Here is a 23,599-nt window from a genome sequence, read left to right as displayed (position 1 = left end):
GGCGTAATGAGACCCCTTCCAACCGTACGTTGCCTTCCATACGGTTGGAAGGGGTGCACGTAATCCTATTAGTTAAACAGGGCCACTACTTTCCCCAGAAGAATCCCGACAATCCCGAAGTCCGCATCACCAAACGTGGTGCCTTCAAACCCGAGAGAGCCCAGCACCGGCAGCAGCATCGCCGGCAAAAAGCTGATTAAGAGGCCGTTGACGAATGCCCCGGCAATGGCGCCGCGGCGTCCGCCTGTCGCATTTCCAAACACGCCGGCTGCAGCCCCTGTAAAGAAGTGCGGGACAAGACCTGGGACAATGACTTTCAATCCGAAAAGGGGCAGAAGGAACATGGAGACAAGCCCCGCTGCAAAGCTTGCGAAAAATCCGATGACAACCGCATTGGATGCGAACGGAAAGACCGTCGGGCAATCCAGTGCCGGGATGGCATTTGGCACCACTTTATCCGCGATCCCTTTAAATGCAGGCACAATTTCCGCGAGCAAAATCCGTACCCCTGCCAAGACAATGTACACACCTGCTGCAAACGTAATCGCTTGCAATACCGCATACACCAGATAATTTTGGCCTGCGCTTAATTTCTCTTCTACAAAGCTTGGTCCCGCCACCAGGGCAACGATGACAAACAGGATCGTCATGGTTAACGAGACGGAAACCGACGTATCCCGTAAAAAACCGAGCGATTTTGGCACTTTGATATCTTCTGTCGATTTTTCCGGGTTCCCCACGACTTTTCCGATATAGCCTGCTACCAGGTAACCGATGGAGCCAAAGTGCCCCATCGCAATGTCATTGGTGCCCGTGACTTTTCTTATAAAAGGCTGCAGCATGGCAGGAGACAGGACCATCAAGGCTCCAAGAATCAGCGATCCAATGACAACCATCGGGAAGCCTTTGACACCGCCAGTGGATAAAATGACGGCAATCAGGCACGCCATAAACATGGTATGATGACCGGTTAAGAAAATGTATTTAAAGGGAGTAAATCTGGCCAGCAAGATGTTGACGATCATCCCAAACAGCATGATCAACGCCGTTTCCGCGCCAAATGTTTGCTGCGCGAGCGCTACAATGGCTTCATTGTTTGGAATGACCCCTTGGATTTGAAATGCTTTGTCGAACATGCTCCCGAAAGATCCCAATGCGCCGACCAAGATCCCTGCACCTGCTCCCAGGATCAGAAAGCCCATGATGGTTTTCAAGGTTCCCGATACGACGTCTGCCACGCCTTTTCTTTGCAGCAGCAAACCGACCAGGGCAAACAATCCTACCAATATTGACGGTGTGCCCAGGATGTCTTTCATGATTACGTTGAGCATCGGTCATCATTCCTTCGTGAAATATTGTTGTAATGCTTCCTTGATCTCTGTCTGGTTTAAAATGTTTTGCAAGCCAATCACGTAGCGTTTGCCATCTTCCAATTGACCGACAATATCTTTTGAGCCCAGATACACATCAGCCTGCTCGGTTTTGCTGGTGGCCAGATCGGTATGGGATACATCCGCCTGAATACCCATTTCCCCCAGGATTTTCTTTACGTTCATCTCCACGATAAAGCTACTGCCCAATCCATTTCCGCATACAACCAAAATCTTTTTCATGCTTCATTCCCCCTGTTATTGGAATACATTGAGATATAGTGAAGAATGGTTTCCTTGTCATGGGCGCCAATGATCCTGTCGATATTGTCTTCTTCCGACAGCATCATCGACAGTTGGGCCAATGCTTGTAGATGGGTTTCATTATCGACAGCGGCCAGTACGATGATGAGCTGTGCTTCACGCACCTGCGTTTCCGAAAATGAAACCGGCTGTTTCAACCGAAGCAAACTCATTCCGATTCGATTTACCCCTTGCTCCGGTCTCGCATGCGGCAGCGCCACCTTGGGCGCGATCACGATATAGGGACCATTTTCTTCTACATTGGCAATCATCGCTTGCACATACGCCTCTGTGATGGACTGACTTTTCAGGAGCGGCTCGGCTGCCAGACGAATCGCTTCCTTCCAATCGCTCACGGAGTCCTTTAGCTGAATACATTCTTCTTGCAACAACTCGTCGAGCATCGGCTTTCTCTCCCTCATGATCTGTTTCTGCTGGTGCAGTACTTGCCTGATTTCCTCTGCCAACTGTTCTTCGTTTTCCACGACCGCATATTTTTTCACAATATCGACGATCGTTTGCGCCGTTATATGGGAGGGCGCACTATGGGAAACCGCTTCCATTTCATTGAGTAACTGAACCTTGTCTCGATCTGTTAAAATCGGGTTCACCAAAATGATCCGATGACGCGGGTTCGCGATTTTTGTTGTGGACACAACCAAATCCACGTCTTCTTGAAAGTGCTCATATTGCCTAAGGGTGATCGGCCCAAGCAGATCGATGTTGGAGAATAAACCATCCAGTTGCTGAACCAGTATGCGCGACGTGCCAACCCCGTTTGCGCATACCAGCAATACCCGCCTCAGGGTGGTTGCGGTGATTCCTTGCCGGCGCATCCATCCCCCAAAATGAACCGTTATATAGGCAATCTCGTCATCGCTAATCGATTTGCCGACCAACTGCTCCAAGGGGGAAATGCTTTTTTTCGTGAGTTCATAGATATCACGGTATTGGCGTTGAATCACCTCTTTCAACGGGTTGGTCACGTCCATGTCGTAAAGGAACCGATAATAGGCTGGCTGCAGATGAATATACAAATTGCGTTCCAACTGAACGCGCTGATCAAATACAACACAGGCTCGCATTTCAAACAGATCAACCATATCCGCAATCGCCTGTTTTAAAGCGGGAATTTCATTCGTTTCCGCTGATTGCCCGAATTCATTCACTTTTGCACTTAACAACAATGTGGCCAGATAACATTTTTCATCCTGCGGGAGCTGTAGCGGCAAGACACGTTCCAGTGTTTGGATGACTTGATAATGCCTGGTCTCCACAATGCGCTTGATCTGTCTTTGCGGAAAAGCAATCGCATTCCCGCCCATTATCCGCTTTACATAATACGTAAAGAGATAGCTTAATGACTTCGTCGTATCCTCGGCAAATTGAACCTGCAAATGCTTTTCGCAATCGTTCAACCATTGCAGGATGATGTCGGGAATCGGGACGTCTGTATCATCCTCATGGAGATCTTGCAAAAGCAGCTCCTGACCATCATGCAGCAGGGAATGGACATAATGACTCAACACATTGCGGATCGTCAATTCATCGCCGGTAATTTCATACCCGTTCGCATAGGAGTACGAGAGGCTCAAGCCGTGCTTTTCCACTTCCTCTTTGACCTTCTTGAGATCGTTTAGAATCGTATTGCGGCTGACGCCTGTTTTCTCCATGCACTCGTGAGTGGTAATGCGTTTGTTCGCCAGAAGTACATACAGCAGCAAATAAACTTGCCTTTCTCCTGAACGCAGGGCATAGCCATTCGGCTTCTTTTCCCCGATGATCCGGGCCGCTGCCTGTCTGCTGCTCTCGTCCAGATAATAGCCTTTCGCATAGATGTACTGGACTTGCGGCAGACCTGCTTCTTTGAGCCAATCATTGATTTTATGGATATCGTAGTACAACGTTCTTCGTGAAATCGAGAAATGCTCCATCAGTTCTTTGACGGACAGGTAATGATGAGACTGCACAAGAAGCTGCAACATTTGCATTGTTCTTTTGTCTAACATGGCGGCCACCTTTTAGCACAAAATCATGCACAAATTGCTGCACAGGAGATTGACTGGCATCGTCTCTATGGCTTTACTTTACATCAATTCTGCCTGCACAGTTAGACCGAATTTACCCCATGAGATTGTGCAAAAATTGTACTCAAAACAAAAAAGCCCGCCTGTCGCTGCGGACGACAAAAAAAGAACCTTTAATCCGCGCGAAATTTAGCAGATTAAAAGTTCGAAGATAGGCAATGGCTTGTCTGTTGCGTCTACTTTCAGCTGTAGACCAGTTCTTTTTCGACCAGACCCAGCGTCTGCTCGGTCGACTTTTGAATTTCTTGCAGCAGTTGCGGGTTATCTGCAAGCGACACCCCATAAGACGGAATCATTTCGGTTATTTTCCGTCTCCACTCATTCATTTGCTGCGGGAAGCATTTTTCCAATACCTCCAGCATCACATGAACAACCGTAGAAGCACCCGGAGAAGCCCCGAGCAGCGCAGCTACCGAGCCGTCAGCAGCCGTAACCACTTCCGTACCGAATTGAAGGGTGCCTTTGCCGCCTTCCTTGGTGTCCTTGATCACCTGCACACGTTGACCCGCTACCACGATATCCCAATCTGCGCTGTTGGCAGTCGGAATAAACTCGCGCAGTTCTTCCATGCGCTGTTCATTCGACAACAGAACCTGCTGGATCAGATACTTGGTCAGTGCCATTTCTTTTACGCCTGCTGCCAGCATCGTCAGGACGTTGTCCGGTTTTACGGATCGGATCAGATCAAAATAAGAACCCGTTTTCAAAAACTTGGGTGAGAAGCCGGCAAACGGTCCAAACAGCAGCGTTTTTTGATTCTCAATATATCTGGTATCCAGATGCGGAACAGACATCGGTGGAGCGCCAACCTTGGCTTTGCCGTATACTTTTGCATGGTGCTTTGCGATCACGTCCGGATTTTTACATACCATGAACAGTCCGCTTACCGGGAAACCGCCAATGTGTTTTGCCTCCGGAATCCCCGTTTTTTGCAGCAGCGGCAGGCTTCCGCCCCCTGCCCCGATAAACACGAATTTTGCCGTATGGGTTTCGATCTGACCGCTGTCGAGATCGTGCACCTTCACACTCCACGAACCGTCGCTCGCACGTGTAATATCCTTTACGTGATGCTTGTAGTGAATCTCGACGTGCTGCTTCTGCAAGTGCTCAAACAGCATGCGCGTCAACGCACCAAAGTTGACATCCGTTCCTGAGTCAATTTTCGTGGCCGCGATCGGTTCATTCACGGTACGGCCTTCCATGATCAGCGGGAACCATTCCTGCAATGTAGCCGGGTCATCGGAAAACTCCATTCCTTCAAACAGCGGGATGTTCGACAGCGCTTCAAAACGTTTTTTCAAGAACGCGACATTTTTTTCCCCTTGTACGAAACTCATATGGGGAATGGGCATGATAAAATCTTTCGGATTCCGAATCAGATTACGTTTGACGAGATAAGACCAAAACTGTTTGGAAAGATGAAATTGTTCGTTGATTTTAATCGCTTTGGTAATATCGACAGACCCGTCCGATTTTTCCGGTGTATAGTTAAGCTCACAAAGAGCAGCATGGCCCGTCCCTGCATTATTCCATTCATTCGAGCTCTCATTACCTGCGACCGGGAGTTTCTCAAACACTTTGATCTCCCAATCCGGTGCTAACTCTTTCAGCAATGTTCCCAAAGTCGCGCTCATGATTCCGGCACCAATCAAGATAACGTCTGTTTTCTTCTGGATATTGCTCATGATACCCCTTCCTTTTAAAAGAGTAGGCGCTCCTGCATAGACATTACAAAAGGAAGGCCCCCCACCTCGGAACACACCGTCAAAATTCGACCATCATACTCTATTATGATACCTATGGTTGCAAATATCTACTATAAACTGATGGGGATTCTCCATTTGGGGGCTGGTAATGATGGGTAGTTGCTTGCGAGAGGCTGAAAACACCCAAAAAAACTAGCCTTACCCCGGCTTCTGACAAGGGGTAAGGCGAGTATGTTTGTTTGCGAATGTTGTTTTGCCTGCCAACTACTTTTGAGCATCAAGAATAAACAGTGATGCATCCTGACCCATGAATATGTTGCTTCCGGTGTTTTTTGAATGCAATCATCCCCCATTTAAGCTGGACAAGTACAGAACCATTTGTCATCCAGTTATACCTTTAGATTGTGTTCTCTAAGGTCGTGTTCCTTTCCTCACTGCTTTTGATCTCATACGCACGAACGTTGGAACGTGCAAGACAAATGGACACGATTAGCAAGATAAAGGCAGTGCACATGAACGCGATCCTCGTCCCGTATGCATCGGCCAACCCGCCAAGCAGCAAGGCCGATAACGGGAAAGATACCGTTAAAATCATGCGAAATGCAGCATTAATCCGTCCCATAAATTCATTTGGTATTTCCAACTGACGGATCGTAAAAGTATAGACGACGCGAATCGTTGCAGCCATGGTAATAATGCCGTAGCCGATCAAAGGCATGAACCATCCTGTCGGGATTACCATGATGCAGCCGCCGATAAACATTGCATTCGAGACGTGGATAATCGCTCGGCCGATCGGCATGCGTTTTAATAACAGCGGCGCGCAAACAGACCCGATTGTCGTCATAATGCCAATAACCGAATACATCGTTCCCACCAACAAAGCGTTATGCAGTTCGTTTGCCAAATAAAATCTCATCACCGTGTGCAGTGCTCCGACAGCCAAATTGCTGAGCCCTCCAATGAAGGCCAACACCCAAAGAATCTCCGAGCGGAATAAAAACGTGATCCCTTCCTTTATGTCAAGGAAAACGGTTTGCCATGTCATGCGTGTCCTGGCTTTTTCGTTCTGCAACGTGATGGGCAGGATGGTCACGACAATCAATGTGAATAAATACGAGAGACCATCAATATACAGCGACTCGACCGTTCCGACCAATCCCACGAGCGCGCCTGCGATAACCGGTCCCAACATGGTCGTGATATTGTCCATTGACCGATACAAGGAGTTTGCAGCGGTAAGTTGTTCTCTTGCTACCAATTGCGGAATGACTGAAAAGTCTGACACCAGATCAAACATAATCATGAAGATCGACAGACAAAACCCAATTACAAAGAGCCAAATAACATTCAGCAATCCCACCTTATACAACAAGGGAATCAAACAGACCAAAATCATCCTGGCAAAATCGGACCAGATTAATACTTTTCGACGATCCCATCGATCAACGAAAACCCCCAAGAATGGACCGACCAGGACAAAAGGCAGCATTTCAACTGCCCACATCGTACTCATCCAACCTACGGAACCGGTCATTTCAAACAACAGCCAGGGCAACGCAAACAGGTAGATTTGACTTCCGATCTTGGAAAAAAATGAGGCGATAAAATATATCGCAAACCATTTATTTTTAAATAGATGCCCTTGTTTAACTGCACTCATGAAAGGAGTCTCCTTACTAATTGGCGGATATTATTCCTATTTTTTCCTTATACATTTATACTACCCAAATCCCTATGACATTGGAAAGAGGTGCCCCCCCTGCGAGACACCTCTTTCCTGACGGTCTCGGCTTTCGAAACCCTCCCGGATTTGAGCCCAACCGCCTTATGACGTTTGCTGTTTTTGGTATTTTCCGTCAGCTTTCCGAAGCCCTTCATCCCACGATTCAGCGGGAAGCGATTCTATCAGTTCAATCAGGTTTCCATCCGGGTCCCGCAGGTGTGCGGTGCGAATCCCCCAGCCTGGACGGTCCTGAACGTCTGTAATCATGGAGATGCCTTCCGCTTTTAAGCGGGCTGCGGTTGCGTCAAGATCGTTCACCCTCACAATCAACGCAAATTGATCCTGGGCATCCGAAGCGGCCGGGAGATGGTCTGTACCTACAGCCTCAGCCATTTCGCTGCGAGAGAAGATCGCGAATTGGCTTTCCGCCGTGCCAAAACTGGCATATCCCCCGCCCAATTCGCCCCACAGGACCGGGAAACCCAGCTTTTCGTGATAAAAGGTAAAGCACTCATCAAAACGGGTTACCAGCAATCGTACGTTATCCAGTTTCATTGGCAAACTCAGCCTCCTCACTCGTTTCAATACGATGATAGGCCGGAAATGACCTGTCCGTATTGAACAAATCGGACATGCTCGCTCGCCTGATGTAATGTCCGGGAGACATGCCCGCGAGTGCGCGGAAATCCCGGACAAAGTGCGCCTGATCGGCATACCCGCATTGATACGCCAAGTCAGCCCCCTGGATCTGGCCTGTGCTTTTGGCGATCAAATCAACGGCTCGTTGAAACCGTACGACGCGACAAAACTGTTTGGGGCTGCAGCCTGTCCACATTTCAAACCGCCGCAACAATTGCCGGGGGCTCACCGCTTCGCGGGCGGCCAGTTCATGAATCCGAACATTCCCGGAATGGCGGTACATCTCATGCAACACGTTGGCGACCAGCGGATCGAACGGTTCGTCAGGGGAAACCGAAAGCCGCTGCTGCAAAGCCGCGTCCAACACCCGAATCCGTGTCGGCAGGTCCTCCGCGTCCGCCAGCCGATCCAACAGACGCAGCGCACCGTCTCCGAACAGTTCGGTCAGGGACGGGGAGCTCCCGCCGCGATACAGGGACAGCGGCGAGCGAAGAAATGGCACGGCTCCTCCCGGACGAAAGCGGACCCCAAACCATGCGGTGTCAGGACCCGGATAGATGGTGAAGGCGGACTCCATCACCCCGGACAGATGTCCGGAAACCGTACGATGACGGGATACGGTAAACACGAAGTCAAAACATCCGTCAGGGATGACGAGAATGTCGTCGAATTCACCTGTGTCATCTTCAGCACGTGTTGTCACACTCCAGTAGCAGGCAATATGCGGCCGTAAAGACGGACTCGGCGAATACTCCCGGTACTGGACGGAACTCCGGCCGGATACCGGCAGTCCTTGCGATGGAGTAAACCATTTCACCAGGTGTTCATGCATTTTCTCTCCATCCTCCTCACGTCCCACTCTTCTTCATTCTATCCAAAATTTTTTGACAAATGAAAGCAGAAAAAAGAGCCGCCCCTTAGAAGGCGCCTCCTTTGTGGAAGTCCTCGTTCATTTGGCAATCTCGTCGCGGTGATAGGGGTTGCTCCGCTTATGTTGACGTCAGGGAGTTGGTAACAACTGCAGCTGTTTCTTCAGCTGATCGACGCGCTTTTGGTCTTCCTCCAGCACCGTATCCACAATTCGCTTGCTTTCCTCATCCAGGTCACCGGCTACCATTCTGTGCGAGAAGTGAATGCCGTATTTGTTCTCACCGAGCAGCGCGTCATGCAGAATGTCCCTTGAATTCTGCGGTGGCTCCCGAAATGTTTGCATCCATTCCCTCAACTCGCCCATAACGCCCACACCATCTACTGCCTGACCGCCCAAATCCTGAATGCGTTTGGCAATTTTCTGCGCGCCCAGTTTGGCATGTTGCTGGAACTCTTGCAGCAGCTCCCTTACTTTCGGCTCCTTGGCATGTGAAATCAGGTACTCGTATTGATGGATGCCCATATACCTTCCTCGCAAAAACCTGTTCAATTCCCGGATGACGCGTTGTCGCTGTTTCTCGTCCATACGTTATCCCCCTTTTTGGGAATAGTATGTCCAACAGCTGCTCAACTGCCTCCTCGAAAAGAAACAAAAAAGAAGAGGCATCCAATCGCGGTGCCTCTTTTCAGGCTGATATGCAGTGCCTGCGTACCATCGTAGTTTTATTGACTTGATGCGGAAACCTTTTTGCGCAAGGGTGCCAAGATAAGCGAAACGAGGATGACGAGCACACTTAACACTGCCGCAGACCCGTACAGCCCACCGTAACCGATTTCTGCAGCCCTTTTTGTCACTTCCGACACACTGGCCAGGATCACTTCCTTTAATGCTGGATCTTGGATGGAGCGAATGATTTCATTCAATTGATTGGCGTCGAATGAATCCGCTTCGGAAGCCATCCGCTGTCCAATTTGCGCCAACTCGCCAAGTGCCTGCTGTGACAAGTTGGCCTTGGCGATGTTGTCTTGCAGGATATCGGGAAAATCCGTCTTGAACAGTTCCCCCATATTGTTGTAGCCGCGGGCAATAAAGCCTGCGTAAACGGTTGGCGCTATGGTCATGCCAACCTGGCGAAGCAGTGATAAGGACGCAAGGGCCGAACCTTTATTGGATCGTAACCCTTCTGTCGCCAGAATGTTTAACGGTGCGCCTAAGATGACACCGATTCCGATACCGGCAACCATGCTGGATATGACAAACTGCCATTTCGTTTCAATCCAGAAAGGAAACAAGGCAAACCCGACCGATGCGAGGAGTCCAGAGATGATCACCGTAAATACAGGACCTCGTTTCGATACGAGTGCACCCCCCAATCCGGCACCTACACCTGATGCCAGCGCCAGGGGCGTCATCCAGTAACCCGATTTTTCCGCCGGAATGCCCAGTACATTTTCTGTGAAACCAGGGATGAAAATCATCGCTGCCAAAATCCCGCCAGATAATGCACCAATGACAAGGACCAGCAAGAAACGAGGCTGTCTGATCAAATACAAGGGTAAGATCGGATCGCCATTTTGCTTGCGCGCGAATGTGGCCTCATACATGAACAAAACGACAAACAATCCGATTCCGGCACCGAGAAAACCGAACACTTCCGGTTGGGCAAGGCTTGTCCAGAAATCGATTTCGATGTTTGTCAAGCCATACATAAGCGACAAGATGGCAAACGATAAAATGACGGTTCCCACCAGATCCAAACGACCAGGACTGGGATCAGACGATTCCACCAGCCGCATGATTGCCAAAATGAACAATCCAATGGCAATCGGCACGTTAATGAGAAATAAAATATGCCAATTCCCTGTTACGTCAAGCAAGAATGAACCGATGTTCGGTCCCAATATAGCGGCCACCCCGTTCATCGCGCCTAACAGTCCCAAATATTTGGCCTGCTTCGCCGGCTCAACCGTGCTTAAAATATGCGAGTTGCCGATAATGAAGATGCCGCCGCCGCCAAGAGCTTGAATGAAGCGTGCAGCCAAATAAAAGCTAAACGAGGGGCTAAGCGCTACCAACAACGAACCAATGCCGAACAAGGCGATTTCGATAATAAATAGTTTTTTTCTGCCATACCTGTCGGAAAGTTTGCCCACAATCGGCAAGCTGATCGCTAAACCCAGCGTGTAAATGGTAATCCCCCAGGCGCCCCAGTTATCGCTCACATCGAAATGACGATTAATGGTGGTAAGCGCTGAACTGATAATCCCGTTATCAAGCTGTGCCATAAATACGCCGATTGAAAATAAAATCAGCGCCCAATATTGGGAGGATTGTTTTGCCAACAGGATCACCTACTAATGATTTCATGTTGTTTTGATTTTGGTGACAGACTACATTCAGCTTGTCCGGAAAGGCTGATATTTATTCTATTTCTTTCCATCCATATCACATTACCGTGAAACGATAAAAACAATGGCTGCCACAGGTTGCTTGCGGCTAAACCTGTCGCAGCCCTCAAATCCCTTGCCCTCTAACCCCTTGGCGAGAAGGGAAACATTCATCAATTTGAAGCTATCCGAATGAACGGCGTTCAGGCTTAAAAGCGTAAGTCTTGCCTTTCCATACCGTGAACAAGGTGATCAGGCTAAGCAGTGCAACGGCCCAAGGAATTGATCCCGCTCCTGTGTGATCCAGCAGGAGACCGCCAATGACGCCACCTCCGGCCACTGCAAGGTTAAAGATGGTCACCAGCATGGATTGCGCCACATCAGCTCCCTCCCCTGCTGCATCCGCTATGGCCGTCTGCAGTAACGTCGGTGCGCCCCCGAAAGTCAAGCCCCAAATAGATACGCCTAGATAGGTTATCGCATGTGCTTCGCCAGCAATCCCCATTATGGTTGATACCAATGCGAACCCAGCAAGGCTAATAAGTGTCAGGAAACGAAGCCGTACGTCTATAAGCAGGCCGATAATCCAAATCCCGATTATAGATGAGCAGCCAAAGATTAGCAGGATGAGGTCCAAACGATCCACGAGCCCGACGTGAGCCATAAATGGCGCAATGTAGGTATAGAGGATGTTGTGAGCCAAAATCCATACAAAAACGACAAACAATACCGAGCGGATCCCAGGAAGCATGAAAACTTTGCGAATGGGCTGCCGTTGTTGGTACGCTTGCCCTGGATAATCGGGCACTGCAGCAAGTATCCATACGAACAGGGCAAGCGTAAGCATTGAAATCATTCCAAAGATAACCCGCCAATCGAGTAACGTTCCAAGCCAGGTACCAAGCGGCACGCCTAGAGATAAGGCGATAGGCTGACCGACTCCCACAATCGCCAATGCACGCCCCTGTAGATGATACGGCACCATTCTTCGCGCGTAACCGGCAAGCAGTCCCCAGGTCAACGCTGCGGCCATGCCCGTAACGAATCGAGCTCCTAATGTCACGAAATAGTCAGTGGCCAATGCAGTTACAGCGTTGAAAAGAAACAAGCCTCCGACTGCCAGTAACAATGCATGTTTTCTGCGCCAGCTGCGTGTCGCGGCTATAATCGGAATTGCCGCCACCACCGAGCCAAAAGCATAGAGCGACACGAGTTGACCCGACAACGCCTCTGAGATGCCAAAGTCCCTGCCGATTTGCGGCAGCAACCCCGCCGGCATCGTTTCGGTCAATATGGCGATAAAACCGGCCATTGTAAACGCCAGAAGTCGCAAAACGGGAAGCTGATCTGCAGCAGGTGCATCCTGAAAGTCAATGCCAGTACATTCATTATTTTTGACATTGTTCATAGCTCTACTCACACCAATCCGGATGCAGCCATATCCTTCTCTGAATGGCCCGCTTCGAACGCGCGTCGGAATCTCTCTAGCCAGGCAGCGGCAACATCCGCAGTGATGCCAGCCTGCTCAACAGCTTCCATAACCAGTTGGGCGTCTTTGAGCGCATTCGCAATCGAAAAACTGACAGGGTAATCATCTGCAAGTATTAAAGCAGCTTTAGACTGAAAAAATGCGCTGTCCATAGGTCCGCCTTTCACGACATCCACTACCAACGCCGGATCGACGCCAAGCCCCTTGGCTATTGCCAAGCTTTCAGCGACACCATGCGTCAACGCAAACGCCCAGCTGTTCAATGCCAGCTTGAGACGGCTGGCCGCTCCAATCCGCTCTGACACCCACACTGTCCGTTTGCCGATCGCGTCAAACACCGGCTGTACGGTATCCCGATCTTCAGTTGGTCCGGATGCCATGATGACAAGTTGTCCCTGTTCCGCTGGTTGACGGGTGCCCTGAATGGGGGCGTCAAACAACCTGAGCCCGCGCTGCTCGGCGAAGACCGCCAATTCATCGATCGCTTTGATGCCGACCGTACTCATCTGAATCCAGATAGCTCCTTTGGACAAACCGGAAGCAGCGCTTTCCATCACATCCAGCACGGACGCTCCATCCTTAAGCAGCGTAATGATAATATCCGCATCCTGCACAGCTTCCCGTGGCGATTCAAATACATCCACACCGGCTGATGCAAGCGCCTCTGCCTTGCCACGTGTCCGATTCCATACACGCACGGAAAAACCATGCTTCTGTAAATTACGAGCCACTGGTGCACCAATGATGCCGGTGCCAAGTACGGTGATCGTTTTTCGATGTAATTTCATTTTATAAACCTCCTTTTGGGAAAAAGGGCTCCGCATGTCGAACATGCTTCACGCCATTATGTTTTGGAACGATCATTACAAAACGTTGCAAAAAAATTCCTGCAAGGTAATGCAGGTTTTTCCAGTTGGATGCAGAGATGCTCTGCTCAATCCGCCTTTAAAGCGCCTGAATTGCAACATCCACCACATCAAGCAACAGTTGACGCCGGTTATGCCCAATATATCCTTTGCTTAATACGCGCAACCCTTGAATCGTATTCAGTATGAAGCGAGACAGTGCGCGAGCATTCTTGTCTGAAGCAATTTCACCGTTTTCTTGGGCACGAGAAAATGCCTCGTATAATGCGGATTCCAATTCTTTAAAGTTTTGCGCCACAATAGCAGCGATTTCGGAATCATGACTTGCAAGCTCTAGTGCTGCGTTGGCAGTCATGCATCCGAGTCCTTTTTCTTTGCCAAGCTCTTCCTCGACGACATCCATCAATAGCAGCCTAACGCGCTCTTTAACTGAACCGGGTCCGGACAGCACCGCAATTTGCGATGCCTTCAACTCCTGATATCGGCGAAGCGTATGCTTATAAAGTTCGTGTTTGCTGCCAAAGGCATTATAAATACTGCTTCGTCCCAGTTCAGTGCCTTCCACCAAATCTTGAATCGAGGTCGCAGTATAGCCTCGTTGCCAAAAAACTTGCATGGCTGCATCCACTACATCATCTGGATCAAACTCTTTTGGGCGCAAATGCTCACCTCCTGTTCTATTTTGAAACGTTCATTCCAAAACAAACATAAATCTTTATCGTCTTTCTGTCAAGATTGTGCAGGATCTCCTGTGTGGTCTCACTTTGAAGCTCGGCTATCCAGTGGTGGATTGGGCGGCGTCTTTATCGGGCGGTCAATTCGTTTAACTGAATCTCAAAAGTGCTAGAGATGGCTTGGATACATTTAACGTAAGTAAAGCAGGCGCAAAAAAAGTAGTAAATCATGTAAATTATTGGTATTATGTTGAGGGTGGTCACATTTTATTGGTTTTCACCAATTTACCGCACTATCTCATGACCACTGATAAGGCTCGTCGCTCCATTTCATAAATCCCCATATCAAACATATCCAGGTGATAAATCCATGAACCATGACGAACGGTATTTTCATCATCTGGTCCAAATACTGCGATTATTATATTAATAATTTTGAATCCCTTATCAATTGTATAAAACGAATGTTCCGGGATCAGAGACGAACCATGCGAATAAATGTTGTAAACTATTTTGCTTCCACCACCACTTATCCGCATCCTCGCGTCATGTAGTTAAAATGCATCATCTTCCGAAAACCAGAAGATGATGCACTACAGTCATTTAGACTTCATCCAGGATACTGTCCGGCACCTTGACTGCCGGCACTCATTCGCATCCTCAAGAACGACACCACCACGATCGCAATCGCGACTCCGACCATCCCCGCCCATGTAATGGATGACAGAGACACCCGGTCGACTATAACGCCTCCGATTGCAGCACCCGCAGCCATGGACAGCTGCATCATGGATTGGTTCAGGCTCAGCATGATTCCCGAATAATTCGGTTCAATCCGCACCAGATTGACTTGTTGCGTTGGACCGGAAGACCATGCCGAAAACGACCACAAGATCAGAAGGATGACAATAGGCAGCCACGAGTGCGTGTAGGTAACGGTTAGCGAGAGGAGAAGCAGCGCTATGACATGCAAGAGCATTCCCCCTGACAGCGTCGGGAATACCCCCCATTTGTCCGCACTGAAGCCGCCGAATTTGGAACCGACCAGGCTAGCGATGCCGAACGCCAACAGCACTCCGCTCAGCATTCCTTCTTTCAATCCAGCCACATCCAGCAGATACGGTGAAATGTAGGTGTAGGCGACCGAGTATCCGCCGAGCCAGAAAAAGGTAATCGTAAGCCCCAGCGCTACGTTTCCGTTTTTCAGGAAGGCCAGTTGCTTGGACAGCGGCATCGGTTTATCTCCCTGAACTCGGGGGAGGATGGCATACAGGATGAACATCGCCACCAGACCGGCCAGTGCCAATATGCCAAAAACAGACTGCCATCCGAATTGTGCTGCAACGATACGTCCAAGAGGCACGCCGATAATCAGGGAAGCGGTAAAGCCCATGACCACGGTAGCAATCGCGCTGGCTTGTTTGCCTGGGACAGCAATTTTCGCGGCGATGTCCAAAGCGGTTACCACAACCATTCCCGCGCCCAGAGCCATGATGACGCGAGCCGCGAGAAACGATGCATAGCCAGACAAAACGAAAGAGAGAATGTTCCCGATTACGAAGGCACCCATCGCCCAAACCAGCAGTTTTTGCCTTTCCACCTTCGCCGTCAACGCCATCAGGATCGGGGTGCCGATGGCGTACACAAGTGAAAAGATCGTGACCAACTGCCCCGCAGAAGTAACGGAAATCCCCATCGTATTCGAGATCTTATCCAGGATGCCGGAAATAACATACTCGGATGTCCCCACCAAAAAAGTGACCAACGCCAATAAATAGACTCTCCACGTGTTAGACATTGCGTTCACTTCTCCTTTTTTGTTCGAATAGGTACCAATGCAACAACTTTTATCGAATATACATATCGCGATATGTCGATTTGTTTGGCCAAATAAAAACTGAATACGGTTGAGGTATTCAGTTCAGACTAGAGCGTCTGATGTAAGTAATCAGCTATTTCTTTTATTTTCTCTTCGTTTCGTTTGTAGTACGTGTATTTGCCGATCCGATTGGTTCGAATCAGTCCGGCCCGCTGCAGAATGGACAAATACTGCGAAACCGTCGACTGTGTCATGTTCAACTTCTCCGTCACTTGACTGACACACACCCCGACTTCCCTCATATCCACTCCTTCGTGGGGCACAAAATGTTTTTCGGGCTCCTTCAGCCACTGTAAAATCTGTAACCTCGACTCGTTCGACAACGCCTTGAATACTTCAATTGGATCCATGGCTTTTATTATATCTACATTTTTCGATATGTCAATATCACTCAAGCACACAGGCGGGTCAACAAAGCCGGCAGCAAAAAAACAGCCCCTGTAACGGACCTTCATCCGCAACAAGGGCTGTCTTGCATCACGATTTGCACAAGAGGAGCTAGTCTAGCCGCTTCATCGTTTGGTATAGACGTCTTAAATTCATCAACAAGCTTTCTTTATCCTCCGGAGTCCATTCAGCCAAAGCCTCTTGCATCATGCGCTCACGGGTACGGTTGATGATTGCAATGATTTCCTCCCCGTGTTTTGTCAATTCAGACACGCGTATGCGCGAATCCGAACGTGACGGATACGTATGAACCAACCCGGCATTCTCCAACTTGTCAATTTGCCGACTGACACTCGAATAACTTTTCCCCATCATGGCAGCCAATTCTCCAACACTCGTTGATTGGAGATGGGCGATCCCAACCAGGACGCGGAAGGCAGCAGCCTCCAGATTCACACCGGCCTTGGCAATCATTTTCAGATCACGATCCGGCCGATTGAGAAGGGAAACGATATCGATCAGCGCTTTAAAAATTTCATGTTCCATGCAATTTATTATACCGTAACCACCGGGCGGGGCGTCAATGGAGCGTTCCAAGCAGCTTCGATATCTTCCAAAGCAAACTCCGTTGTGGAAATGGTTAATTTGCCCGCGGCTGCCATCTCAAAAACCCCTTTTGCCGCAGACAACATATCTGCTTTCGAAACGCTCTTGCCCCCGCTGCCTGCCAGTTCAATGGTTGATGCACGCAGAATTGATGAAGGCAACGGTATGCTTTCTTGACCAGATGCAGTGCCAATGCTCACGAAGCGGGTTGCACGATCCGTATTTACCTTGGCAACAGCTGACATGATGGCGATTGCACTGTCGCCCCAAAGGTAATCCAATACAACATCAACGCCTTCAGCCATAACGGGCATGAGAGCATGTTCAAAGCTGGTTTGTCCGTTCTCTGCTGTCATATCAAATGAAATGACTGTATCGGCTTCAAGCGCTTGTAATTTCGCTTCACTGCGCCCGGTTGCAATAATCTTCCTGGCTCCCAGCCCCTTGGCTATCTGAACCGCCAAGCTGCCTGATGCCCCCGTGGCTCCATTAATCAAAACCGTTTGCCCGGACTTGAAGCCCGCTCGAAATACCAACGCCGCCCATGATGACATCGCCGGGTTGGCTATCGCGGCCGCAGTTACGTCATCAACACCGTCCGGCAAATGGACAATCAGCTTTTCACTCACCATGGTTTGTTCAGCCAAACTGCCATAAGGCCATGCAGGCATTGCAAAGTAGACACGAGTCCCATCTTCCAAGGTCCCAACGCCATCCATACCGGCCACCATTGGAAAGTTACCTTCAGAGGAGTAATGCATGCCGAGTGAACGGAACTTACTCACTCGACTCAAGGCTGCTGCCGAAACGTTAACGACAACGTGCCCCTCTGTCACAACGGGGGGATCAAAATGGCCCAGTACAGGAGGTGTTCCCTTCTCCTTCACGATCGCTGCCCTCATCGTAATTTCACCCTTCTTTCGCTCAAATTATGTGCGTTTTGCACATAATTGAGTATAGCACGAAATATGTGCATGATGCACATATTTTTCTGCCCAATGTGAAGACAGCTCCTGGGCAAGGGGCCGTACAATTTTAACCATGTATGCGAGCGACACCTGCGCTGCTTACACCCGTGGCACAAGATAAAACTCCCCCGCCGATTGTTCGGCGAGGGAGTTTATCTGCAATCTTCGGCAAGCTATTGATCTACACACGTCTCATTTTCTACCAGATTGCTGCGCGTTTTCATATAGCTGAAACATATCCATCTCCGCGTCCAGAGACTTGGCGTTTTGGAAAGCTTCCTTTACGCTTCGATTGTTCTGAATGAGATCGTAGAAAAGCCTCAGCACAAACATGAGCGCGTCATTTCCATCCGGATAATCATTGGGCCCAATATAGATTTCGCAACCGCTGTCGAGAAATGCTTGTGCCGTCTCTACGTTTCCTGCTGAGCACCCTGTGCTGATTACTGTTTTCCCTGCCAGTCTGGCAAATCGTCTGATCTCCTCCGGCCCAAAGTTACCCTTGGGTTCTCCTGGTTCATAGACGCTTTCTTCCAGCTCTGGCATAATCAATTGGCCTTCCTCGCCATGAAAGCAAAGAACGATCGTATCCGTATTCGGATACAGATCCTTACCGGACAGAATATCAATCAGATCATATGGTCTGCCGACCCAATACGTAAACACTCTTGCACCAAAATACTCCAGAGTAGCTCGGATTGCGTGGACTTCCATATCGCAATCAGGTCCGCATACCAATGCTACGTTCATTACAGGCTTACTCATCTTTTCATCCTCCATATGCTCTCAATTTTTTGCATTAAGATATAGAGTAGAATCATATGGAGGTCCTCGGGCTTTGGGGCGAAAGGCTATTCGTTACATCTGATCCCGAATCAAACTCATTGAAGAAATCTCCTTTTTTAACATTTCTTATATTTTACCTATAGGCGATACATAAGTGCAATTATCGATAAGGACTGTTTACTGAAATTGACAGAAATCCAGCAGGTGGTAAAATTACAAAAGAATAAGCGAAGGAAACGGAAAAATATTTATAACAAGACAATTGAGGTAAAAACCCCCACAGCAAAAAGAAGGAAACAAACAGATGTTATCCTTCTTTTTGCCTTTATTTGTTGAAAGGATGAGTTCGACGTGAAGAAATGTAAGAATATGATCATTTTGATACTGGGGGTGGTGATTTTCTATTTATGGCTAAATGATACAAACAAAGATTACGCCATCAATCCTGCAGAAGAAAAGAATTACGGGCTAAAGAAATATGGAAACAATGTTATTGTCTCTTCCATGTCAAATCATGTTCAAAAGAAAATCCGTGGGCTGTCAACCCATTTATCAATTGATAAAAATAGTCGGATGTGGGTGCCCATAGAAGAAGGTGGAAACCAAGTATATGTGCTTCAGGGGAACAAAATCGTCTATACGTATAATGACCTACCTTCTCCAATCAGAGTAGTTCATTCGGATAACAATTTCACTGCTGTTCTTTGTGTTGAGGATGGGGTAAACGGAAAAGTTGTTATCATCAATAATGAATCAATGAACATCATCAAAACAATAAGTCTTAAGGGATTAATAACAAACGCAGTGTTTCACAACGATCGTTTATATGTTACAGCAAATGAAATGTTAAACGAACAGGATAGCTATCTCCACAAAATTGATTTGATAACATATAAAACACTCACAATCAATCTGGATGGGCAAGCGGCACGCTCCCTTGACGCCGATGATAAAAACGTGTACGTTGGATTATTTAATCCAAGGCATACAAATTTGGTAATTTACAGAGCGGATACACTGGAAAAATTATCACATGTAAAAGTGCCTCCAGCTCCATATAAACTGAAGTTATTCAAAGACAAATTGTATATTCTTCATTTTGACATCACCAGCTTCTTTGGAAGGATACTAACTATCGTTGATACAAATACGAAATCTGTAACTAGTCATTCCATTCCGCTGCTTGCCGACGATTTTCATATAACGAACCATGAATTAATCTTATCCTCCTCCGTAGAGGATTCATTATTTGTGTTATCGTCGGATTCTCTGGAAATCAAAGAAAAGAAACCTTTTAACGGATTACTTTCAAATACTGTTGTAACAGAAAATGGGGTGAAAAATTAGTTCCGGGATCGTACCTAAATGTCATTTTAAAAGGCATGGCCATCCTTTATTGGATGGCCGCTTGCATTGCTTTCGCGATCATCAAGAAAGCTTCACGCTTATCGCAAAGTGGCTGATACGGAACGAGTAGCCCCAATTCCGTTTGCCACACTAACCGCCCGCTGCACATGCGACTTCGAAGCTACGCCTATCCAGTAAGAAGGCTTTCCGCTTTCCATTCCGGGCTCATCCATGAGCTTCCCTCCAAGCGTCGCACAGGTGCTGCTTTTGGAGTAAATGATGGCGATAATGCATCTCGATAAGCCGAAACCATTCCAACGCGTTTAATCCGCCAAATCGCGGATGGAGAACCGTATTTCGAACGATCTCCTTACCCGGTTCTGATTGCCTCTGGGCAACCGGATCAAACACCGACGCTACTATGGGTTCAATCTCGACCATTCGACGCAGCGTATCCTGCAATCCGGCGACAAGTTGTTCCTTGCTCTCCGGTTGCGGCGGCGTATATTGCGGGGACGGGGGGAGTTGGATTCGCTCAGGCGGGAAGCTCTCCCCCTTGAACAGATCCTCTCCCCACTTCGTCTTTCCCGCCTGTGAGACTTCCGGGCTGCCTCCCGGTTCAAGGCACAATGCGACGTTCCTCAAATGCAATTGCGCGGAACGGATCAGGTGCATGTACATCTGACCAAGCGACCATTCGTCCTCCGCCGGCTTCCAAAGCAGTTGTTCAAGAGTCAAGCCATCCAATTCTCGCATATAACCGCTGACAGTCTCCTCAAATTTGCTCAACGTCTCTTTCGTATCCATCGCCAAACCCGGCTCCTTTCAGCTTTAGTTGAATCCAGCATACAAAAACGCTACTGACAACAGTTTGTCAGTAGCGTTCGATCATTTTTTTGATTTCTTCGCGCACCTGTTCGCGCAGCGATTCCGGTTCCAGCACACGCACCGCTGCACCCCATCCGAGCGTCCATTGAAGGAGGTCCTCCACCCGCCGGACGCGAAACGTCGCCAGCCAGCCTTCTTCTCCCGGCTCGAACGACTCCATGTAGAAATTGTCCGATTCCTGAACCCGATCCGCGATGGCATGGTCCACCAACATGCGGACCGTCACATTTCGATCGTCTATCGGCCGATGATCCTGAAAGCTAAAACCCGGAACGATTCTGAACGAGTCTTCCAGTACAACAAGCTCTTTTATGCGAGACAGCCGAAAGTGCCGGATGTCCTGCCTCAGCTCACAGAACGCAACAAGGATCCACACCCCTTTGGAAAAAACAAGCCCGTAAGGATCAACCGTTCGTTCGCTATGGCGATTTCCGTCCGGACCCGGCAAGTTTTTGGAGTAGCGGAAACGGATCTTGCGCTTCCGCAGAATCGCCTGGCGCAACTGTTCGAACGTCTCCTTTTCCTGCCCGCGCACTTTCGACCCTTTTTCATTCAGCAGTCGAATCGTCGATCTGATCCGTTCGGTCTCCTTTCGTACTTTCTCCGGTAAAATCGCCTCGATCTTCTCTTTCGCACTGCGGGCCTTCGCGGCGTACTCAGCATCCAGCCCCATTTTTACGAAATCAGCTCCGATGAGCAGCGCTACCGCTTCTTCCTCTGTAAAGCTGACAGGAGGAAGAAAATAGCCCTCCATTAAGGAGTAGCCTATTCCCGGCGCACCGGCTACCGGAACACCCGCTTCGCTTAGCGCCTGAATGTCACGGTAAATCGTGCGGATACTCGTCTCGAACTTGCAAGCCAAATCCTCAGCGCGCAGCACGCCTTTACGCTGCAGCTCAATCACGATGGCCAACATCCGATCAGTTTTCTTCACATCGACCGCTTCCTTTTTTTCAAATTTCAATAGGGCATCAAATACAGGTTGAGCCGGTTCCATTTTCCGCTTTACAATCACTTGTGATATGCCTCAGCGTGTCACACCAAAGCAAATAAGAATGGCGCCCGATTGGACGCCAGCAGATATTAGTGAGTTTCCGTATATTTTTTAAAATTGTCCAGAATCGATTGCCAGCCTGCTTGCTGATACTCAACGGGGTGAATGTCTTCCGCATCGAACGTTTCGACGACCTCGGTTTCGTTTCCTCGGGCAGTGAAGATGATCTCAACTTTTCTCCCATCCCCCATTGTGTATGAGATTTCCTCATGTAATTTCACGACATCGTATGTTCCCCCAAAATCAAAGCCCATACTGCCATCTTTCGCTTCCATCCTGGTAACAAACTTGCCGCCGACCCGCAAATCATTTTCCGCTCTTGGCGCATGCCAATCATCCGAAGCCTGATTCCACTTCGTGATGTGTTCCGGCTCGGTCCAATACTTCCAGACCTTTTCCACCGGCGCCTGAATGACTGCCCGTACGGTTGCTTTCTTTGGTTTGCTGGTTCCCATTTTAACGTACACCTCATTTCATCAGAATCGGATTTTTGTTTCTCATATCATTAGACGAAATAAGCTTCTGAAATTCATCGGTGTATTTGTTCGGGAAGCCCAAAGCGAGTAAATAATTTTGCGTGAATAAAATTTTGGGTGTGCAAAATTTTACCCTCTTTTATTACCAGAACATGAATGCCCCAGGGAACCAGGACGGACTTATTGTCACTTGGCATATATTGCGCAAATGCAGGATAACCGCCATTCACCGTAATCGGCAATAGTCGGGAGCCTTCGCAATGCCAACGAGTTGCGGTAAAAAACTTGAACAGATTGTCCTTGCCGCGGACCCACATCTCGAAAGGCGGCATGGACAGGCACCCGTCTTCATGAAACAACGCCACCAGCGCATCAATATCAAATTGTTCAAAAGCATCCACATACCGCGAGAGCAGCTCTTGGTCCGGTTCAGCATCCATCATGCAGAGCTCTTCGGAGCGAAGCTCGGCCCGGTCCATCGTCTCTCTCGCTCTTTGCAAGGCACTGTTAACGGCTGCAGGTGTTATCCCTAGCGCCTCCGCAATCTGCCTTGCAGACCACTCGAATACATCCTTCAAAATAAGTACTGCACGTTGACGGGGAGGTAGTGTTTGCAGAAGGGCAAGAAAGCAAAGTTGAAGCGTATCTTTCCGCAGCACAACATGTTCCGGGTCACCTGCAAAATCTGGAGCAGGCCAGATCCATGACGATTCAGGCAACGTCTCGCGAGGCTCGATGATCGAAACAGCCGGGTCAAATATGTCAACAGGAAGGGCACGGCGTTTGGCTTGCCTCAGCTTGTCTATACATACGTTTGACGCGATGCGGTAGATCCACGTTTTGCGCGAAGATTGTTGTCTGAATGAATCCCAACTCCGCCAAGCGCGAATGTAGGTTTCCTGAACTGCATCATCCGCGTCTACGATCGATCCCAACATCCTATAGCAGAACGATGTCAACTCCGGCTTTAACTTCTCAAAGAGTTCAAGATCAAGTGAGGATTCGTTCATCTTAGGCCTCCTTTTGAGTGATTGCCTGATGACGATCTAGGTCCATGCTACATTCGATAATCTGGTTACTTCATCGTAAC

The 23,599-nt window shown here is 48.8% G+C and carries 22 protein-coding genes; 1 reads left to right on the top strand and 21 read right to left on the bottom strand.

Annotation, left to right across the window (positions count from 1 at the left end; translation table 11 throughout):
• Positions 1 to 68 precede the first annotated feature (68 nt).
• The 17 genes from ulaA to Q7F15_RS00275 form a co-directional block, all read right to left on the bottom strand.
• Positions 69 to 1,331: a PTS ascorbate transporter subunit IIC gene (gene ulaA / locus Q7F15_RS00355; protein WP_304414862.1), complete on the bottom strand. Its 1,263-nt coding sequence runs from the start codon at positions 1,329 to 1,331 to the stop codon at positions 69 to 71.
• A gap of 6 nt (positions 1,332 to 1,337) precedes the next feature.
• Positions 1,338 to 1,613: a PTS sugar transporter subunit IIB gene (locus Q7F15_RS00350; protein ID WP_029100524.1), complete on the bottom strand. Its 276-nt coding sequence runs from the start codon at positions 1,611 to 1,613 to the stop codon at positions 1,338 to 1,340.
• Positions 1,610 to 3,682 carry a BglG family transcription antiterminator gene (locus Q7F15_RS00345; protein ID WP_304414861.1) on the bottom strand — a complete coding sequence of 691 codons (2,073 nt, stop codon included), beginning with the start codon at positions 3,680 to 3,682 and terminating at the stop codon, positions 1,610 to 1,612. Before Q7F15_RS00345 ends, Q7F15_RS00350 begins: the two co-directional genes overlap by 4 nt.
• A 260-nt stretch (positions 3,683 to 3,942) precedes the next feature.
• Positions 3,943 to 5,445: a malate:quinone oxidoreductase gene (locus Q7F15_RS00340; RefSeq protein ID WP_171563952.1), complete on the bottom strand. Its 1,503-nt coding sequence runs from the start codon at positions 5,443 to 5,445 to the stop codon at positions 3,943 to 3,945.
• A 418-nt stretch (positions 5,446 to 5,863) separates the two neighbouring features.
• Positions 5,864 to 7,129 (bottom strand): MFS transporter, encoded by a 1,266-nt coding sequence (locus tag Q7F15_RS00335; RefSeq protein WP_171563951.1) that lies wholly within the window; start codon positions 7,127 to 7,129, stop codon positions 5,864 to 5,866.
• Positions 7,130 to 7,294: 165 nt separating this feature from the next.
• Entirely contained in the window at positions 7,295 to 7,747 is a 453-nt protein-coding gene (locus Q7F15_RS00330) for a VOC family protein (RefSeq protein ID WP_171563950.1), read from the bottom strand.
• Positions 7,734 to 8,663: an AraC family transcriptional regulator gene (locus tag Q7F15_RS00325; protein WP_171563949.1), complete on the bottom strand. Its 930-nt coding sequence runs from the start codon at positions 8,661 to 8,663 to the stop codon at positions 7,734 to 7,736. The genes Q7F15_RS00330 and Q7F15_RS00325 overlap by 14 nt, the downstream gene beginning before the upstream one ends.
• A 168-nt stretch (positions 8,664 to 8,831) precedes the next feature.
• Positions 8,832 to 9,287 (bottom strand): ferritin-like domain-containing protein, encoded by a 456-nt coding sequence (locus Q7F15_RS00320; RefSeq protein ID WP_304414860.1) that lies wholly within the window; start codon positions 9,285 to 9,287, stop codon positions 8,832 to 8,834.
• A 137-nt stretch (positions 9,288 to 9,424) separates the two neighbouring features.
• A complete protein-coding gene (locus tag Q7F15_RS00315; RefSeq protein ID WP_304415551.1) occupies positions 9,425 to 11,047 on the bottom strand; it encodes an MFS transporter in 1,623 nt (540 codons plus the stop codon).
• 226 nt (positions 11,048 to 11,273) lie between these two features.
• Entirely contained in the window at positions 11,274 to 12,497 is a 1,224-nt protein-coding gene (locus tag Q7F15_RS00310) for an MFS transporter (protein ID WP_304414859.1), read from the bottom strand.
• A gap of 8 nt (positions 12,498 to 12,505) precedes the next feature.
• Positions 12,506 to 13,402 (bottom strand): NAD(P)-dependent oxidoreductase, encoded by an 897-nt coding sequence (locus Q7F15_RS00305; protein WP_304415550.1) that lies wholly within the window; start codon positions 13,400 to 13,402, stop codon positions 12,506 to 12,508.
• 121 nt (positions 13,403 to 13,523) lie between these two features.
• Entirely contained in the window at positions 13,524 to 14,105 is a 582-nt protein-coding gene (locus Q7F15_RS00300) for a TetR/AcrR family transcriptional regulator (RefSeq protein ID WP_171563946.1), read from the bottom strand.
• 623 nt (positions 14,106 to 14,728) lie between these two features.
• Positions 14,729 to 15,916, bottom strand: a complete 1,188-nt coding sequence (locus tag Q7F15_RS00295; RefSeq protein ID WP_304414858.1) for an MFS transporter — start codon at positions 15,914 to 15,916, stop codon at positions 14,729 to 14,731.
• A 128-nt stretch (positions 15,917 to 16,044) separates the two neighbouring features.
• Positions 16,045 to 16,347 carry an ArsR/SmtB family transcription factor gene (locus Q7F15_RS00290; RefSeq protein WP_171563944.1) on the bottom strand — a complete coding sequence of 101 codons (303 nt, stop codon included), beginning with the start codon at positions 16,345 to 16,347 and terminating at the stop codon, positions 16,045 to 16,047.
• Positions 16,348 to 16,495: 148 nt separating this feature from the next.
• The gene (locus Q7F15_RS00285; protein ID WP_171563943.1) at positions 16,496 to 16,930 is read right to left on the bottom strand and encodes a MarR family winged helix-turn-helix transcriptional regulator; all 435 of its coding nucleotides are present in this window, start codon (positions 16,928 to 16,930) and stop codon (positions 16,496 to 16,498) included.
• An 8-nt stretch (positions 16,931 to 16,938) separates the two neighbouring features.
• On the bottom strand, positions 16,939 to 17,877 hold the full coding sequence (locus tag Q7F15_RS00280) for a quinone oxidoreductase family protein (RefSeq protein WP_304414857.1): 939 nt from the start codon (positions 17,875 to 17,877) through the stop codon (positions 16,939 to 16,941).
• Between the two features lie 273 nt (positions 17,878 to 18,150).
• Positions 18,151 to 18,723, bottom strand: a complete 573-nt coding sequence (locus tag Q7F15_RS00275; protein ID WP_171563941.1) for a delta-aminolevulinic acid dehydratase — start codon at positions 18,721 to 18,723, stop codon at positions 18,151 to 18,153.
• 372 nt (positions 18,724 to 19,095) lie between these two features.
• On the opposite strand from Q7F15_RS00275, the gene Q7F15_RS00270 reads away from it, so the two are divergent.
• The gene (locus Q7F15_RS00270) at positions 19,096 to 20,091 is read left to right on the top strand and encodes a YncE family protein (RefSeq protein WP_304414856.1); all 996 of its coding nucleotides are present in this window, start codon (positions 19,096 to 19,098) and stop codon (positions 20,089 to 20,091) included.
• Between the two features lie 225 nt (positions 20,092 to 20,316).
• On the opposite strand, the gene Q7F15_RS00265 is transcribed toward Q7F15_RS00270, so the two are convergent.
• The 4 genes from Q7F15_RS00265 to Q7F15_RS00250 form a co-directional block, all read right to left on the bottom strand.
• Positions 20,317 to 20,898 (bottom strand): DinB family protein, encoded by a 582-nt coding sequence (locus Q7F15_RS00265; protein WP_212133331.1) that lies wholly within the window; start codon positions 20,896 to 20,898, stop codon positions 20,317 to 20,319.
• Between the two features lie 67 nt (positions 20,899 to 20,965).
• The gene (locus Q7F15_RS00260) at positions 20,966 to 21,913 is read right to left on the bottom strand and encodes a helix-turn-helix transcriptional regulator (RefSeq protein ID WP_212133332.1); all 948 of its coding nucleotides are present in this window, start codon (positions 21,911 to 21,913) and stop codon (positions 20,966 to 20,968) included.
• Positions 21,914 to 22,062: 149 nt separating this feature from the next.
• Positions 22,063 to 22,488 (bottom strand): SRPBCC family protein, encoded by a 426-nt coding sequence (locus Q7F15_RS00255; protein WP_212133333.1) that lies wholly within the window; start codon positions 22,486 to 22,488, stop codon positions 22,063 to 22,065.
• Between the two features lie 74 nt (positions 22,489 to 22,562).
• Positions 22,563 to 23,549, bottom strand: coding sequence for a sigma-70 family RNA polymerase sigma factor (locus Q7F15_RS00250; RefSeq protein ID WP_304415549.1), 987 nt, complete (start codon positions 23,547 to 23,549; stop codon positions 22,563 to 22,565).
• Positions 23,550 to 23,599: the final 50 nt, after the last annotated feature.

The sequence above is a fragment of the Brevibacillus aydinogluensis genome (assembly GCF_961514395.1).
GTDB lineage: Bacteria > Bacillota > Bacilli > Brevibacillales > Brevibacillaceae > Brevibacillus > Brevibacillus aydinogluensis.
This window is presented reverse-complemented; position numbering and strand designations above follow the sequence as displayed.